Consider the following 14,444-nt stretch of genomic DNA (forward strand, 5'->3'; position numbering starts at 1 on the left):
TTTCCCCTCACAAGGCATGCATCCATGAATACCCATCAGAACAAGATCGCGCTGGTCACCGGCGCCACCCGTGGCATCGGCCTGGAAACCGTGCGCCAGCTGGCCCAGGCAGGTGTGCATACGCTGCTGGCCGGTCGCAAGCGCGATACGGCGGTGGAACTGGCACTGAAGCTGCAGGCTGAAGGCCTGCCGGTCGAAGCCCTGCAACTGGACGTGACCGACGCGGCCAGCATCGCCGAAGCGGTCGAGCAGGTGCGCCAGCGTCACGGCCGCCTCGACATCCTGGTCAACAATGCCGGCATCATGATGGAGAACCCGGCGCAGGCGCCGTCGGAGCAGTCGCTCGACACCTGGAAGCGCACCTTCGACACCAACGTGTATGCGCTGGTCGCAGTAACCCAGGCATTCCTGCCGCTGGTCAAGCAGGCCAAGTCCGGGCGCATCGTCAACGTGTCGAGCATGCTCGGCTCGCAGACCCTGCACGCGGATCCCTCATCGGGCATCTACCACTTCAAGATTCCCGCCTACAACGCGTCCAAGGCCGCGGTGAACAGTTGGACCCTGAGCCTGGCCTACGAGCTGCGCAACACCCCGATCAAGGTCAATACCGTGCATCCGGGTTACGTGAAGACCGACATGAACGGCGGCAACGGCGAAATCGAAATCGCCGAAGGCGCGCGCTCCAGCGTGCAGATGGCGCTGATCGGCGAATCCGGTGCCAGCGGCAGCTTCACCTACCTGGGCGAGGTGCTGCCATGGTGATCCGCACGTTGGCGATGGCCGTCTCCAGCCTGGTGCTGGCAGGCTGTGTCAGCGTCGGCCCGAACTACAAGGCACCGGTGCAGGAACCGGTGGTCCTGCAGAGCGCACAGCAGCCGGTCTTCAGCAGCGTTTCGCCGGTGGCCAGCTGGTGGGCGCAGTTCGATGATCCGGTGCTGGAACAGCTGGTGCATGGCGCCCTGTCGGACAACCTGGACCTCCGCGTAGCCGTGGCCCGCGTCAGCCAGGCCCGCGCAGTGTTCGTCGAAAGCCGTTTCGACCAGGCGCCGCACATCACCGCTGGCGGCAGCTACGACCGCCGCAAGCAACCCGATCCGCAGCTGGGTGGGCAGCGGGTGTTCAGTGAAAGCTACCAGCTCGGCTTCGACGCCGGCTGGGAGCTGGATCTGTTCGGCCGCAAGCGCCGTGCCGCTGAGGCCGCCCGCGCCGACCTCGGTGCCGAGCAGGCCAACCTGGCCGATGCGCAGGTACTGGTCGCCGCCGAAGTGGCACGCAATTACTTCGAGCTGCGCGGAACGCAGAAGCGCATCGCGGTCGCCCAGCACACGCTGGAAAACCTGCGCGATACGCAGAAGCTGACCGAGGCGCGCTGGGAACTGGGCGCGGGAAGCGAGCTGGATGTGCAGAGCAGCCGCGCCCGCCTGAAGGCGATCGAGGCCGACATCCCGTTGCTGGAAGTGGCCGAGGCGCAATCGCGCAACCGGCTGGCCGTGCTGCTCGGCCAGCGCCCGGAAGTGCTGACCGACATGCTCGCGCCGCACGACGTGCCGGCCTTCGCCAAGGCGCTGCCGCTGGGCGATACCCGCGAACTGCTGCGCCAGCGCGCCGACGTGCGCGCGGCCGAGCGTCGCCTGGCGGCTGCGACCGCACGCGTGGGCGTGGCCACCGCGGACCTGTTCCCGCGGTTGTCGCTGTCCGGCTTCGTCGGGTTCCTCGGCGGCGATGCCAGTGGCCTGGTCAATGGCAACAACAAGGCCTGGTCGCTGACCCCGTCGCTGAGCTGGGCAGCATTCGACTTCGGTACCGTGCGTGCACGCCTGCGTGCCAGCAAGGCTGAAGCCGAAGGCGTGGCCGCGCAGTACGAGCAGGCCGTGCTGCTGGCGCTGGAAGATACCGAGAACGCGCTGACCCGCTATTCCAAGCAGCAGGCACGGCTGGCGATCGTGGTCGAGCAGGCACAGGCCGCACGGCGTGCCGAATCACTGGCACAGATCCGCTATCGCGAAGGCTCGGAAGACTTCCTGACCCTGCTGGATGCGCAGCGCACGCAGTTGGCGGCCGATGAAGCCCTGGCGGCGGCCGAGTCCGAAGTCAATGTCAGCGTGGTGGGCGTGTACAAGGCGCTGGGCGGCTGGGGGCAATCACCGCAGCAACCGAGCGTGGCGCAGGTGCAGTAACCGCAGGGGACGGAGGCAGTGGCTTCCGTCCCCTCCTGCTTTCAGGGCCACTGATTGGCCGGCACCTCGCGCTCGCGCATGCGCACGATGCATAAGCGATGGCCGGTCGGTGCTTCCATCACCCACCAGCGTTTGACGAAGCCTATCCGGCGCGCGCCGAGCTTCTCCAGGCGGTCGGCCTCGGCATCGATGTCGTCGCTCTCGATGTCCAGGTGCACCCGTGACGGGTGATCGACCCGCTGGACTTCCACGTTCAAGCCCGCCGGTGCACCCAGCAGGTCGGCATACTCGGCGCCCCCTTCGACACGCGCCGCCTGTGCCTGCAGGCCGAGCGCGGCGGCCCAGAAGCCGGCACCTGCGTCGGCGGGAAGGTCCTGGCAGTCGATGATGAATCCAGCCAGCCGGCTCTGGTGGGCCATGTCCTGCTCCGCAGTTCGGGGGAGGAGGCAGGGTAACGCGATGCGTTCCGCGTACATCTTCACCTTCGTGACGTTTCTGACTCTGCCGGAATGCCGGCCCGACGTGTAACAAGTGGGTCAGGCACTCGGGAGGACAGGCGATGGCGGATGGAAGGCGGGATACCCAACGGATGTTGTTCGGCGATCCGGGTCCACCCGGTGCGGGTCTGTCAGTGGCGGTCGTGGTGCTGCTGGTGCTGGCGACGATGGCGGCGGCGGTCGGTTTCCTGCGCCTGCAGGATTCGATGTTGGGGCTGGGCCTGATTGGCGTGGCCGTGTTCCTGGCGATCGGGGCCCGCATCTGCCAGGCGCGCGACCAGCATCAGGCGCTGTATCGCCTGCTGTCGCGGCAGCCACCGCCGTAGCGGCGGCTGCCGTGGCTGCTCAGTGCCTGGGCCAGTCCAGTTCGACCACCAGCGGGAAATGATCCGATGGCAGCACGCCACCGATGCGGCGGTCATCGGTCAGGAAGCTGCGCGCATGGAAGCCGCGCACCAGGACCCAGTCCAGCTGCACGGTGGCCTTGCCGGTGAAATCGTGGAAGGTCAGCCGCGGGCCCTGCGGAGCCTTCACCTGGGTACGGGTGTCCTGCAGCACGCGGGTGAATGCCTTGTAGGTGTCGCCGCCGGGTTCGCTGTTGAAGTCGCCGGTCAGCACGACGGGCAGATCGGTCGGCAGGTTGGCCACGCGCTTGCCGATCAGTTCGGCACCCTTGACCCGCCGCGGCTCGTCTTCGTCGCGGTAGGGCAGGTGGGTGTTCATGAAGTAGAAGCGGCGGCCGTCGTCGATGCGGCGGAACAGCGCCCAGGTGACCATGCGTGGATACAGGTTGCCCCAGGTGATGCTGCCGGGCACATCGGGCGTATCGGACAACCAGAAGTTGCCTGATTCCTCGATCGCCAGCACCTTGCTGTCGTAGAACACGCCCATGTGCTCGTCGCCGCTGCCGCCGCGGCGGCCCTCGCCGAACCAACGGTAGCCGGGGAGGTGTCCTGCCAGGTACTCGGCCTGCTCCTGCACCAGTTCCTGGGTGCCGATCACCGCCGGGTGCGCATCGAGGATGACCTTCACCATCGCGTCGCGACGGTCGGGCCAGCGCTTGCCCGGCTCGGTATCGGCCGGGGTGCGCACATTGAACGACATCACCTTCAACGGCGCGGGGGCTGCGGCCCAGGCGCTGGTCGCAGGCAGGGCAAGCGCCAGCAGCGCAGACAGTACAGGGCGACGGAAACGCGACAACATCGTGGAATCCCTCCATTCCATGAAAGCGGTTTCATAGAGCATCGCACGGATTGCCTGTTCATGGCTGTGCGCGCGCTGGCGGTATCCGCCGGTCGCCGCGGCGTATTCAGCAGGGCCTTGACAGCGCATTGACCCGCCCGCGCGGGCCGCGTGCTAGAACGGCGCTGCCGGCCACTGAACCCGGCACCGCAGCAACCATCCACGGAACCACAAGGAGCTGTGCCATGACACGATTGATTCGCGCCCTGCAGGTGTCGCTGAACCTGCGTTCGGACAATTCCACGCAGTGCATCCGTTCCAAGTATCGCTACTGGAATATCTTCTGACCGGAAGGACTCCACGTATTCGATGACATCGCCAGGGAGGGTCGATGATCTTCCCTGGCATTGGAGGCAGGGCATGGATGAGCGTGCAGCGGATGCGGAAGTGGTTTCCATCGACGACCTGCTCGAACGCGTGCGTCGCGAAGGGCCGGTACTGCGCTTCAACAATGATGTCGTCGGCATCTTTGATCCGGCCCTGGCGGTCAGGATCGACAAGGCCAACACCGACCAGCACACCGTACCGGATTCACTGATTGATTTTCTCGGGCTGCGCAGTGGCAGGGACCCTGTTGCGTGGCGCGAGGTGCGGGCGTTGCTGAGCGAGCAGGCCGGGCGGCTGGCCAGTCCCGGCCACATGCGCGACCTCTACACGCGCATGCACGGCTTCCTTGCCCAGCGCGCGGACAGGCCGCATGACCTCAGCGAACTGAGCTGGTGGACGATCTCGCAGTCGCTGTTGCCGATGCTGATCGACGGCCTCAGTCGATCCGACGTCGATGCGCTCATCGGTGAGCAGAAGACCCGATACAACGCCATCGTGCTGCAGAACTTCTCGTTCTGGCGGCGGATCATCGACTTCCATCTTTCCCGCCGCGCGGCGCGCACGGTGTCGCGGCACATCCGGCGTCGTGCGCGCCAGACCGTGCCGCGCCAGGACTTCCTGCAATCCCTGCTGCCGCTGGTGCAGCGGGTCGGGGTGGACCGCGTGGCCTATCTGGTGTCGATGGTGCTGGCCGGCATGTCGGGCCTGCCGGGCATCACGGCGGCCAGCCTGCTGTACGCGATGCATCGATTTCCGCACTGGCAGGCGCGCATCCGCGAGGAAACCTCGGCGCTGAGCCTGGAGCAGTTGTATGCGCTGCCGATCAAGTCGCTGCCGTGCACGTCGCGTTTCGTCAAGGAAACCCTGCGGCTGTGGCCGGGACTGTTCGCCCTGCATCGTCCGGCCTCGCACGATATCGACATCGAGGGCGTGTGCATCCGCAAGGGCGGGGCATACGAGTTGTCGTCCTACTTCCAGCATCATTCGCCGGAGTACTGGCAGAACCCGGACAGCTTCGATCCTGATCGCTGGTTGCCGGAGCGACGCCAGGCCAACAAGGGCGCCTACGTGCCCTTCGGATTTTCCTCGCGGGCCTGCATCGGCAGTGCGGTCGGCCACGCGCAGCTGCTGCTGTTCTGCGCATTGGTGACCCGCGATTTCGAGTTGACGGTACAGGATGAGCCCACGCCGTGGATGCAGCTGGAAGGCTTTGCCATTCCGGTCGATTTCATCGGTACGCTGACGCCGTGGCACGCCTGACAGCATCTGTACTGCCTGGCTCAGTCTTCAATCTCGCCACGGCGGCCTGCCGCGCGCACCGCCTGCGCGGTGGTGGCCACGCCGAGCCGTTGTCGCGCTCGCCGCAGGTGGTTCTCCACCGTGCGTGCAGACAGCCCCAGCGTGGCCGCGATCTCCGCCTGGCGCCGTCCAGCAGCGACCCAGCGCAGCACCTCGCGTTCGCGTGCGCTCAACGCGCCTGCGCGAACATCCGCGGGCGCCTCGGCGAACTGGCGCGCCGCACGGAAGGCTGACGTTCCGACCATTTCCAGCAGCAGGCGCGCGCTGGCGGATGCATCAATCGAGGTGCCGGCGAAACTGACCGCACCCTCCAGGCCGGTCGGGCCGAACACCGGCACCTGCAACCCATGCAGGCCATCGCCGCGCGGCTGCTTCACCACCTGATAGCGTTCGCCGCGCACGCCCTGGCGCTTGCTCCAGAAGAACGGCGCATTGCTGTCCAGTACATGGCGGTTGACCGGGCAGGCATGCAGGTAGCGGGCAAGTCCGGTATCGCTGCCGTCGCCGAACCAGTCACCCTCGATCCAGTACACGCGCTGCGCGTCGCGTTCCAGCCCGGTCCCGGTGGCAAACACCAGCAGTCGATCGTAGCCCAGGGGTGAGGCGGCGGCGCGCAGCACGCCGCCCACCGCGGGCAGTGACCGCGCCTGTTCCAGTTCCAGCAGCGCGGGCACCAGCGCAGGCATGTGCTCAGCGCCCCGCCAGTGCATCGAGCAGCGTACGCGCGGCCAGCTTGCCCAACGCGTTGCCGGCCAGCGGACTGTCGCCGGTCAGCAGCAGGCGATCCTGCAGCACGCTGCCATCGATGCCCTCATTGACGATCTGCACGCCCTGCTGCGCCAGGCGTTCACCGAAGAACCAACGCAGCTGCCCCGGCATGTAGCCGATCTCCGGTGTCTGCCGGTCCATTGCGTCGGGGAAGGCGCAGATGCGATAACCACGGAACAGCGAGCCACCGTCGGCTTCGTCGACGCCCGCCGCCAGCAGCGCCGCCGGGCCATGGCAGAGCGTGATGATGTGGCGCTGCCCGGCCATGGCCCACTGCAGCGTGGCCTTCACCGCCGCGCTCTCCGGCAGGCCGATCAGTGCGCCGTGGCCACCGGGAATGAAGATGGCGGCATAGTCCGAATCGGCTCCCAGGCCGGCCACCACCTCATCCAGCTGCAACGGCTGGCGGAAGCGCGCCTCATAGCGTTCGTACAGGGCGCCGATCTCGCGGTCCTCGCGCGGGAAGGCCCACCATTCGAACTTGACGGCGTTGCCGGACAGCGTCGCCACGTCGATGTCGAAGCCGGCCTTGTCCAGGTGGTACATCGGCAGCAGGGTTTCCACCGGATGGTTGCCGGTGGAGAACAGATGGCCATTGGCGGTCGGTAGATAACGCTCGTCGGCGGCGATCATCAGCACCTTCCAGCGGCCGTCGCGGCGCGCATCCGGATAGTCGGCCCCGGACAGGTCGCTCTGGGGCGAGGTGAACTGCGACAGCGAGTACGGCGACGGGAAGAAGGCATCGCGCTCGGCCGGATCGGGGCTGGGCTGGCGGCTGGGCTCTTGCGTGTTCATGCGGACCTCCGTTGGGGGAAAGTGAGCCCAGCATAGGAGGCCGCGTACGCAGGCGCGATGAGGGATTCCCCTCAATGGACCACCACCCGGATGCTGCATCGCGCCACCGGCCCGGTTGGACAGCGGGATTATGTCGTGTTATCTAGCCGGTGCCGGGATAATCCCGGCATAACCACACAGCAAGCAAAGGAATGAAAATGAAAAGATTCGCCCGAGCATTGCGCGTCACTCTGAATATCCATCCGAACGAGAAGAGCAGTGTGTGGAATACCTGGCCGCTCTGGGTCGAGTTCTGATCCCGCGGGGCAACCCCGTGATTGAGCGGTAGCAAGACGAAGGGACTCGTCTTTCGAGTCCCTTCCTGCCGGAGACGCACTGCATGCAAGGGATGTCGAATGAAGGCAGCGCCATTGCTGCCGAGCGCCTGGCTGCGCGGGTGGAGCGCGAAGGACCGGTGCTGAAACTGGAAACCGGCGGTATCGGGGTGTTCTGCCCAGAACTGGCCGGCAAGGTCGACAAGGAGAATTCCGAGCACCTGTTCGTGGTCGAGTCGCTGGCCGACCTGTTCCGCCGGCACGAACGCGTGCGCTGGACCGAAGTGCGCAGCCTGATCGCCACGCGCAGTGCTGAGCTTACCGGAGCGCAGACCCTGGAGGCGCTGCAGTCGCGCATGCGGCAGGCGTTGGACGCACTGTGCGGGCGCGAGCTGGATGCCACGCCAGCCGTGTGGAAGGTGATGGCGCATCCGCTGGTGCCACTGGTGATCGACGGGCTCGACGCGCGCGGTACCGAGGCCATCGAACGCGCCCTGCATCTGCGCTACACCACCCAGGTCGAGCAGGTCATCCATCGGCGTCATCTGCTGCGCAACTTCCTCATCGGTCGTGGCGAATCGCGGGCGATCGCCGCCGAACTCAGGCGCCGGGTCCGCAGCGGACGTTCGCCGCTGGACTACGCGCAGTCATTGTTGACCCTTCGCGAGCGCATCGGCCTGGACAAGGTCACCTACCTGGTCACCGTGCAGCTGATCGCCATTTCCGGGGTGCCCGGCATGATGGCCGCCTGCCTGCTGCTGGCGATGCAGATGCATCCACACTGGCGCCAGCGCATCGAGGAGGAATTCGCGCCGCTCTCGGATGCGGAGATCCATGCGCTGCCGATGGCCAGGATTCCCTGCACGATGCGCTTCCTGAAGGAAGTGATGCGGCTGTATTCCACCCCCTTCAACAACCGTCGGGTGGCCGCCTGCGATCTGCAGGTGGAAGGGCAGGCCATCGCCGAGGGCACGGTGTTCGAGCTGAGCTCGTTCATCCAGCATCGCTCGGCGAAATACTGGGATGACCCGCTGCTGTTCGATCCCGATCGCTGGCTGCCTGAGCGGCGCAAGCGCACGGCCGGCATCTATGTGCCTTATGGCTTCCCCACGCGCTCGTGCGTGGGATCGGCGGTGGGCAACGCGCAACTGGTACTGCTGTGTGCGCTGCTGGCGCGCGAATTCCGTTTCACCCCCAGCGCCGACTACCGGCCCGAGGTGCGCATGGAAGGCTTCGCGATTCCCGCGGCGCTGCACGGCACGTTCTCGCGCCATGAGGCCGGTGCCTGATCTGCAGGGGCGGGCGGCTTACTTTGCCGTACGCCCGTGTTCCTGCATGTCCTCATGCAGGATCCGCCGCAGCTCGACGATGGCCGGCGTGGCTTCCTGCACGCTGTGACCGGACACGATCACCTTCTCCGAAACGGCGTGTGGCAGGTGCGAGCTCCAGTAGGGCACCAGCCCGTCATCGGTTTTTTCCAGTGGGCCATCGGCCTTGGCGCGGGCGATGATCGAGTGGTAGTGCACCTTCGGTGACATCGGCAGGTCGGCCACGGCGCGGACGAACGGGTCGTCCTTGTCCAGGTTCTGGATGCTGTTCATCTGGTAGCCGTGCTTGCCATCGTTGCGATCGATCTGGCCGTCGTTGGCCAGCGTCGCCACGTCCTCCAGCACGGTCAGCGGCAGCCGTACCAGGCGGCCGATCCAGCGGCCGAGGCGGGTACCGGCCACGTCGGTGCCGCGATGCGGTGTGGCGATGAACACCACCCGCGATACTTCCGGTTCCGGCAGGAAGGTCAGTACCGGCGCGCCCTTGGTGCGCAGCAGCTCGCGCTGGGCGGGCGTCATCTGCGCGGTGGCCAGCAGAGTGTCGACCAGGTGGTCGCCGGAGGAAGAGACCATCAACCGCGCGATCACCCCGCCCATGCTGTGCCCGACCAGCACCATGTCATGCGAGGCCTGCGCCTTGCCGCTGGGGTCGAAGTGCTTGAGCACTTCGGCCAGCGTGTGGCGCATCGCATCGTGGCTCATCGCGATGGGCATGTTGGTCGGGTAGTAGAACTGCCAGACCTGGAAGTCCTGGCGGATCTCGTCGTCGCGCATCAGTTCGTTGGCCACGTTCACCCAGGCCTCGGGACTGCTGGCCAGGCCATGGATCATCAACAGCACGCGGCGGTTCGGGTCGTAGGGCTGCATCATGTACAGATGCGGCGCGTCGATGCCGCCCTTGCCACCAAACAACGAGCGCAGCGACTGCTGGCTGAAGTTGGAGCGCGCCAGCCACAGTGCGTAGCCCGCAGTGAAGTTGGCCGCCAACGGCACCTGCTGGCCGTGCAGGGTTACTTCCGAGACCTGGTAGGGATCGTGGATCTCCAGTTCCGGCTCGTCGTCGTGCAGCACTTCCCACAGGTTCTTTCCCGAGAAGCGCAGCAGCACCGTCATCGAAGGCGAGGGCATCTCGCTCCAGCTCTGCGCGGCCGGGGTGCTTGCCTGCGCGGCGGGCGTCGCTGCCGAAGGCGGGGTGGCCGTGCTGCCAGCCGGATCGTCCATCACCGCCACCAGCTCGGCACCGAAGCCATCGCGGCGATGCACGCTGCGCAGCGTACCGGTGAACGACAGCGAGGCCGCCGGTACCAGCTCGGTGGGGGTGCGCGTGTCCAGCGGCGATGCTTCGCCTGAAGGGGCCAGCACGAAGGTCCAGCGGCCCAGCTGGAAATGGCTGGCCTGGCTGTGCACGCGCCCGGTGGCGTACGCGTTGTACAGCTGCACCGAGGCTTCCTGCACAGCCAGGTTGTAGTAGTCGCGCACCTGGGTCTGGCGGTCCTCGAAACCACGCTGATTGGCGGTGCGCTCGGTGAAGAACAGATAGGCATAGGCCTGGCGCGCGACCTGCATCCACGCATCGAGGCGCGGCTGGAAGTCGGCATCCAGTTCGGTGATCGCGGTCTTGGCGCGGCCGGATGCCGAGTACTCGCGCTTCGGTGCCGGCAGGGTCATCGCATGCTGCAGCCACAACTCGGCCAGGCTGGAGCGCTTGTCTTCCTCGCGCACCACGATGCTGCTTTCCATGGCCTCGATGCAGGGCAGGCCGGGCTTGGCACAGACGCCCTCATCGAGCCCGGCCACGCGCAGGGTCTCGGTGGTCGCCGCGCTGAGCTTGCCGGAGGTGAGGATGTCACCGCGCTTGAGCGCGATGTACTGGCCGGGCGTGACCGAGGCGACCTGCACCGACGGTCCGAACTGGCGCAGCGTCGCGCAGCCCCCCAGGGTGAGCAGCACGGTGATGATGAGGGTCGTGCGGCCGATGAAGCCCATGCCCGTGGTAGCCATACGATGCTCCTGCGCGGTGGCGTCACTCTAGCGGCCGGCCTGTCAAAGCGGAATAGACCGAACGGTCGGTTTGGGCCTGGCCGCCGTGGGCGATTCAGCCATTCCCGTGTGACACTGCGGCGAATGGAAGGGACACGGTGATCGCGATGGCCTGGCTGGAAACCCGCATTCCCCCGCCCGTGGTGATGCTGCTGTGCGCCGCTGCGGGCTTTGCAGCACGCTGGCTGTGGCCGGGTTTCCACCTTCGGGTGCCGGTGCCGGTTCTGCTCGCAGGCGTGACGGTGACGCTGGGTGTCGTGCTCAATCTGCTGCCCAAGCTGTCTTTCCAGCGCGCCGGTACCACCGTCAATCCTCTGCGACCTTCGGCGTCGAGCGCGCTGGTTACCAGCGGAATCTACCGCCGCACGCGCAATCCGATGTATCTGGGCCAGGCGTTGGTCCTGCTTGGCGCCATGGTGTACCTGCAGAACCTGATCGCGCTGCTGGTGGTGCCGCTGTTCCTGGTGTACATCACCCGGCTGCAGATCCTGCCGGAGGAGCGGGCACTGATGGCCCGCTTTCCCGAGGCGTACGCGCAATACCGTCATCGCGTGCCGCGCTGGCTGTAGCGTCGCCTACGCCATCAGCGGCTGATCTGGCACTTCACCGCAGCCGAATAGCCCTCGTAGTCGTCGCCCGCGATCACGTGCAGGGTGTGGCGCTTGTCGATGCGCTTCACGTACGACGGCTCTTCGGTGTTGGCATGCTCGTTGACCTCGGTCACCGACCAGGCCTTGGCCAGGCGCTTGGAATCGACGCCGTTCAAGTACACGAAGAGGCTCTTCTCGCCTTCGGCCACGTTTACATCGGCACTGGTGACCGTGCCGCCAAACAGCGCGACCGGCTTGTCCTCCGGCTCGAAGGTGCCGCCCGGTTTCTTGGCCAGGCCGGCGGCCTGCAGCGCATCGATGGCGTCGGCCGCACTGAAGCTCGAGCCGGCCTTGCAGGCCAGCAGCGCTTCCAGCGTGGCGGTGCCGGGGGGCGCGATGGCCGGCGCCGCAGCGAGCGAGGCTGAGGCTGAGGCGAGGGTGGTGAGGAGCAGGACGAGCGTGGTTGTGGCGGTTTTCATTGCAGATCCTTCTGGCGGCAGCAGGCCGGGGCAATGCAGCGATGGAGCGAACGCTCCATCCCGATTATGCCCCACGCTTCCCGCACGACGAGCAGGCACAAAAAAGCCGGAACCCCCTCGACGGGAGATCCGGCTTCTTGCGGCCTCGACAGGCCATACAGATGGTGGAGGTGGGCCCTACCGCAATGTGAACGTAAGTTGTTGATGGTGAAGGCGGTTGGTGCTGGTGTCAGAAACTGATACCCCCAGCAATACCCCCACTCTATGCAGCCTTTGCGGGTTCAATTCCATCCCGCTCGGCAACCCGGGCGGCCTGCCAGGCGTCCACCTCAGCCTCGATCCAGCCTACCGCGTTACCGCCCAGCGGCACAGGCGCCGGGAAGGTGCCGGCGCTGATCCGGTCATAGATCGTGGTCTTGCCCAGGCCCGTGCGGCGCTTGACCTCGGGCATCTTGATGAAAACGAGCGGCTCGGTAGCCATGTTGTCCTCCTTCAGTTCGTGGCCAGCGCAGCGCGCAGCTGCTCGGTGGCGGTGTTCATGCGATCAGCCCCAGCGGTAGGCCGGGCTGCTGTTGTTGGATGCGGGTCTGCGCGATCGCCGCGTATTCGGGGTTCAACTCGCAGCCCAGCCACTGCCGGCCCAGGCGCTCGGCGACCACCGCGGTTGTGCCGGCACCGATGAACGGGTCCAGCACCAGGCCGCCGGCGGGCGAGCCGGCCAGAATGCACGGCTCGATCAGCTGCTCGGGGAAGGTGGCGAAGTGCGCTTCCTTGAACGGCGTCGTGGCCACGTTCCAGACGCTGCGCTTGTGGCGCTTTTCCGACGTCGCCCGGAAAGCCTCGCGCCCGGGCAGGGCGTTGGTTTTGCCATCGAATCCGCCGCGCGGCACTGCAGGGCGCAACCGAGACTGCGCAGGAGCGCCAGGTACAGGACCTCCCTGCGGCGGGTAGTTGTTGACACCCGCGGCCGGTTCCTTGATGGCCTCCATGTCGAAGAAGTAGCGCGGCGACTTGGACAGCAGGAACAGGTATTCGTGGGCCTTCGTGCAGCGATCGGTCACGCTCTCCGGCATCGGATTCGGCTTTGCCCAGATAATGTCTTGGCGCAGGAACCAACCGTCTTCCTGCAGCGCAAATGCCACGCGCCATGGGATGCCGATCAGGTTCTTGTCAGGCAGACCTGTAGCCGTCTTGTTGCGGCCGCCGCCGCCGAGCCCATGCAAGGCGGCCGCAGCCTTGCCGCCAGTCGATCCGCCCCATTTGCTGTCGGTGGCATAGCTGTCGCCCAGGTTGAGCCACAGCGTGCCGTCATCGCGCAGCAGGCGGCGGACCTCGCGGAAGACAGCGACCAGGCGCGCGACATACTCGGGTGGCGTGTCTTCCAAGCCGATCTGACCAGCCACGCCGTAGTCGCGCAGCCCGTAGTACGGCGGACTGGTGACGCAGGTCTGTACCGAGCCAGCGGCCATTCCGCGCATCACTTCCAGGCAGTCTCCGATGTGAATCATGCGAACAGGTCCAGTTGGGCGGGCAACGGCGGCGGCAGGGTGGGGGTGGGCGGTGGCACTGCAGCAGCACGGCGTGGCTTTGCCGCAGGCGGTGCACGGTGCACCAACTGCAGGTAGTCGCCGTCTCCGCGCATCTGCCAGGGACGCCCCTTGATCGGGCAAACGTCGTGGTAGCCCGCGTCGTAATGGGTGGCGGGCGGCCCTTCGCGATACCTGAGCTGCACCTGGTAGTGCGATCGACCGGCGAACTTTGCCGGTTCGAGGTGTGGACCCGTCACGCTCTTGACGGTGAACAGCGGAAAGCACCGACTCCAGCGTGTGTCGTCGCCCGGCTGATCGGGTTGGCCATAATCAGCCCTGGGCTCGTCCTTGTACCAAGCCCAGACCTTGTCACCGACCTGGAACGGCTGCAGATCTTCAGTACCTGCATGGGTGCGATCTGGAAGCGGCGGGAACAGGTCGCGGATTGAGTACCAGTACCCGCGACCGTTCATATCGCTCAGCTGCGTCATCGGGAAGAGGGCAACGACGATGACGCCACCGCGCATCAGATAGAACGCACGCCCGCATGGCGACGGACCTCCCTCGATGCTGGATAGGATGGCTTGACGCGACCACCCCTTGACCAGTCTCCGCGAAACGACGCCGTCGGCGATCTTGAAAGCCAGATCTTGATCGATGACGCCTTTGCCTTTCCATGGTGCAGCGGTGAGCAGCTGCTCAGCCGCCAGACTGGATGCTGTCGCCTGGCCGCATTCAGCGGTACAGTGCTGCAAGTCCCCTACCGCGCCCGGCCCATGACCACTAGTGGCTTTCATCGAACCCTGCGCGGTTTCCACGATGGCTACCATTTCGTGCTGACCATCACGAGCAGCGTGGATCACGTTTTCTCGTACACAGCCGAAGTCGACGGCATCGCTGTCGAGTTGCGATCCGAGGGCGTGATCAGGAGCAAGGGCGACGCTATGCAGCTCGGCATGGCTGCGGTTGAGCGCCACGTGGCGGGTCTCGCCCCCAAGCGCTGAAGGCGCGCTCGTAGAACCTGTGGTGAGCAGCTGGTCAGCCATGGTAGTTCTCCGC

At 66.2% G+C, this 14,444-nt stretch carries 15 protein-coding genes; 6 read left to right on the forward strand and 9 right to left on the reverse strand.

Annotation, left to right across the window (positions count from 1 at the left end; genetic code table 11):
- The first annotated feature begins 24 nt into the window (after window positions 1–24).
- Together VG561_RS14920 and VG561_RS14925 are read left to right on the forward strand one after the other, a co-directional pair.
- A complete protein-coding gene (locus tag VG561_RS14920) occupies window positions 25–762 on the forward strand; it encodes an SDR family oxidoreductase (RefSeq protein ID WP_423179733.1) in 738 nt (245 codons plus the stop codon).
- On the forward strand, window positions 756–2,177 hold the full coding sequence (locus VG561_RS14925) for an efflux transporter outer membrane subunit (protein ID WP_134808748.1): 1,422 nt from the start codon (window positions 756–758) through the stop codon (window positions 2,175–2,177). The genes VG561_RS14920 and VG561_RS14925 overlap by 7 nt, the downstream gene beginning before the upstream one ends.
- 41 nt (window positions 2,178–2,218) lie before the next feature.
- Here the strand turns inward: VG561_RS14925 and VG561_RS14930 are convergent, their stop codons facing one another.
- Window positions 2,219–2,596, reverse strand: a complete 378-nt coding sequence (locus VG561_RS14930; protein ID WP_423179734.1) for a VOC family protein — start codon at window positions 2,594–2,596, stop codon at window positions 2,219–2,221.
- A gap of 140 nt (window positions 2,597–2,736) precedes the next feature.
- On the opposite strand from VG561_RS14930, the gene VG561_RS14935 reads away from it, so the two are divergent.
- Window positions 2,737–3,000 (forward strand): hypothetical protein, encoded by a 264-nt coding sequence (locus VG561_RS14935; RefSeq protein ID WP_032959134.1) that lies wholly within the window; start codon window positions 2,737–2,739, stop codon window positions 2,998–3,000.
- A 19-nt stretch (window positions 3,001–3,019) separates the two neighbouring features.
- Here the strand turns inward: VG561_RS14935 and VG561_RS14940 are convergent, their stop codons facing one another.
- Window positions 3,020–3,877: an endonuclease/exonuclease/phosphatase family protein gene (locus tag VG561_RS14940; RefSeq protein WP_197561310.1), complete on the reverse strand. Its 858-nt coding sequence runs from the start codon at window positions 3,875–3,877 to the stop codon at window positions 3,020–3,022.
- A 399-nt stretch (window positions 3,878–4,276) separates the two neighbouring features.
- Here VG561_RS14940 and VG561_RS14945 point away from each other — a divergent pair, with 399 nt between their 5' ends.
- Window positions 4,277–5,503, forward strand: a complete 1,227-nt coding sequence (locus tag VG561_RS14945; RefSeq protein ID WP_423179735.1) for a cytochrome P450 — start codon at window positions 4,277–4,279, stop codon at window positions 5,501–5,503.
- A 20-nt stretch (window positions 5,504–5,523) separates the two neighbouring features.
- Here VG561_RS14945 and VG561_RS14950 read toward each other — a convergent pair whose 3' ends face one another.
- Both VG561_RS14950 and hchA read right to left on the reverse strand, forming a co-directional pair.
- Complete coding sequence (locus tag VG561_RS14950) at window positions 5,524–6,228, reverse strand: PA1136 family autoinducer-binding transcriptional regulator (protein WP_053495142.1); 705 nt, start codon at window positions 6,226–6,228, stop codon at window positions 5,524–5,526.
- A gap of 4 nt (window positions 6,229–6,232) precedes the next feature.
- The gene (hchA, locus tag VG561_RS14955) at window positions 6,233–7,105 is read right to left on the reverse strand and encodes a glyoxalase III HchA (RefSeq protein ID WP_049404683.1); all 873 of its coding nucleotides are present in this window, start codon (window positions 7,103–7,105) and stop codon (window positions 6,233–6,235) included.
- A 379-nt stretch (window positions 7,106–7,484) separates the two neighbouring features.
- Here hchA and VG561_RS14960 point away from each other — a divergent pair, with 379 nt between their 5' ends.
- Window positions 7,485–8,708, forward strand: coding sequence for a cytochrome P450 (locus tag VG561_RS14960; protein WP_423179736.1), 1,224 nt, complete (start codon window positions 7,485–7,487; stop codon window positions 8,706–8,708).
- Between the two features lie 18 nt (window positions 8,709–8,726).
- On the opposite strand, the gene VG561_RS14965 is transcribed toward VG561_RS14960, so the two are convergent.
- The gene (locus tag VG561_RS14965; RefSeq protein WP_046430027.1) at window positions 8,727–10,748 is read right to left on the reverse strand and encodes an esterase/lipase family protein; all 2,022 of its coding nucleotides are present in this window, start codon (window positions 10,746–10,748) and stop codon (window positions 8,727–8,729) included.
- Between the two features lie 146 nt (window positions 10,749–10,894).
- On the opposite strand from VG561_RS14965, the gene VG561_RS14970 reads away from it, so the two are divergent.
- Window positions 10,895–11,356: a methyltransferase family protein gene (locus tag VG561_RS14970; protein WP_049420521.1), complete on the forward strand. Its 462-nt coding sequence runs from the start codon at window positions 10,895–10,897 to the stop codon at window positions 11,354–11,356.
- A gap of 14 nt (window positions 11,357–11,370) precedes the next feature.
- Here the strand turns inward: VG561_RS14970 and VG561_RS14975 are convergent, their stop codons facing one another.
- From VG561_RS14975 to VG561_RS14990, 4 genes are all read right to left on the reverse strand, one after another.
- Window positions 11,371–11,856, reverse strand: coding sequence for a hypothetical protein (locus tag VG561_RS14975; protein WP_423179737.1), 486 nt, complete (start codon window positions 11,854–11,856; stop codon window positions 11,371–11,373).
- A 262-nt stretch (window positions 11,857–12,118) separates the two neighbouring features.
- Window positions 12,119–12,337: a helix-turn-helix transcriptional regulator gene (locus VG561_RS14980; protein ID WP_065183319.1), complete on the reverse strand. Its 219-nt coding sequence runs from the start codon at window positions 12,335–12,337 to the stop codon at window positions 12,119–12,121.
- A gap of 55 nt (window positions 12,338–12,392) precedes the next feature.
- The gene (locus VG561_RS14985) at window positions 12,393–13,325 is read right to left on the reverse strand and encodes a DNA-methyltransferase (protein ID WP_423179738.1); all 933 of its coding nucleotides are present in this window, start codon (window positions 13,323–13,325) and stop codon (window positions 12,393–12,395) included.
- 35 nt (window positions 13,326–13,360) lie between these two features.
- Window positions 13,361–14,431, reverse strand: coding sequence for a hypothetical protein (locus tag VG561_RS14990; protein ID WP_423179739.1), 1,071 nt, complete (start codon window positions 14,429–14,431; stop codon window positions 13,361–13,363).
- Window positions 14,432–14,444: the final 13 nt, after the last annotated feature.

Origin of the sequence: Stenotrophomonas sp. CASM110 (assembly GCF_049384345.1) — a bacterium.
GTDB lineage: Bacteria > Pseudomonadota > Gammaproteobacteria > Xanthomonadales > Xanthomonadaceae > Stenotrophomonas > Stenotrophomonas muris.

Coding starts and splice junctions, on each gene's coding strand:
- VG561_RS14920 (WP_423179733.1), top strand. CDS start 25: ATGAATACCCATCAGAACAAGATCGCGCTGGTCACCGGCGCCACCCGT.
- VG561_RS14925 (WP_134808748.1), top strand. CDS start 756: ATGGTGATCCGCACGTTGGCGATGGCCGTCTCCAGCCTGGTGCTGGCA.
- VG561_RS14930 (WP_423179734.1), bottom strand. CDS start 2,596: ATGGCCCACCAGAGCCGGCTGGCTGGATTCATCATCGACTGCCAGGAC.
- VG561_RS14935 (WP_032959134.1), top strand. CDS start 2,737: ATGGCGGATGGAAGGCGGGATACCCAACGGATGTTGTTCGGCGATCCG.
- VG561_RS14940 (WP_197561310.1), bottom strand. CDS start 3,877: ATGTTGTCGCGTTTCCGTCGCCCTGTACTGTCTGCGCTGCTGGCGCTT.
- VG561_RS14945 (WP_423179735.1), top strand. CDS start 4,277: ATGGATGAGCGTGCAGCGGATGCGGAAGTGGTTTCCATCGACGACCTG.
- VG561_RS14950 (WP_053495142.1), bottom strand. CDS start 6,228: ATGCCTGCGCTGGTGCCCGCGCTGCTGGAACTGGAACAGGCGCGGTCA.
- hchA (WP_049404683.1), bottom strand. CDS start 7,105: ATGAACACGCAAGAGCCCAGCCGCCAGCCCAGCCCCGATCCGGCCGAG.
- VG561_RS14960 (WP_423179736.1), top strand. CDS start 7,485: ATGCAAGGGATGTCGAATGAAGGCAGCGCCATTGCTGCCGAGCGCCTG.
- VG561_RS14965 (WP_046430027.1), bottom strand. CDS start 10,748: ATGGCTACCACGGGCATGGGCTTCATCGGCCGCACGACCCTCATCATC.
- VG561_RS14970 (WP_049420521.1), top strand. CDS start 10,895: ATGGCCTGGCTGGAAACCCGCATTCCCCCGCCCGTGGTGATGCTGCTG.
- VG561_RS14975 (WP_423179737.1), bottom strand. CDS start 11,856: ATGAAAACCGCCACAACCACGCTCGTCCTGCTCCTCACCACCCTCGCC.
- VG561_RS14980 (WP_065183319.1), bottom strand. CDS start 12,337: ATGGCTACCGAGCCGCTCGTTTTCATCAAGATGCCCGAGGTCAAGCGC.
- VG561_RS14985 (WP_423179738.1), bottom strand. CDS start 13,325: ATGGCCGCTGGCTCGGTACAGACCTGCGTCACCAGTCCGCCGTACTAC.
- VG561_RS14990 (WP_423179739.1), bottom strand. CDS start 14,431: ATGGCTGACCAGCTGCTCACCACAGGTTCTACGAGCGCGCCTTCAGCG.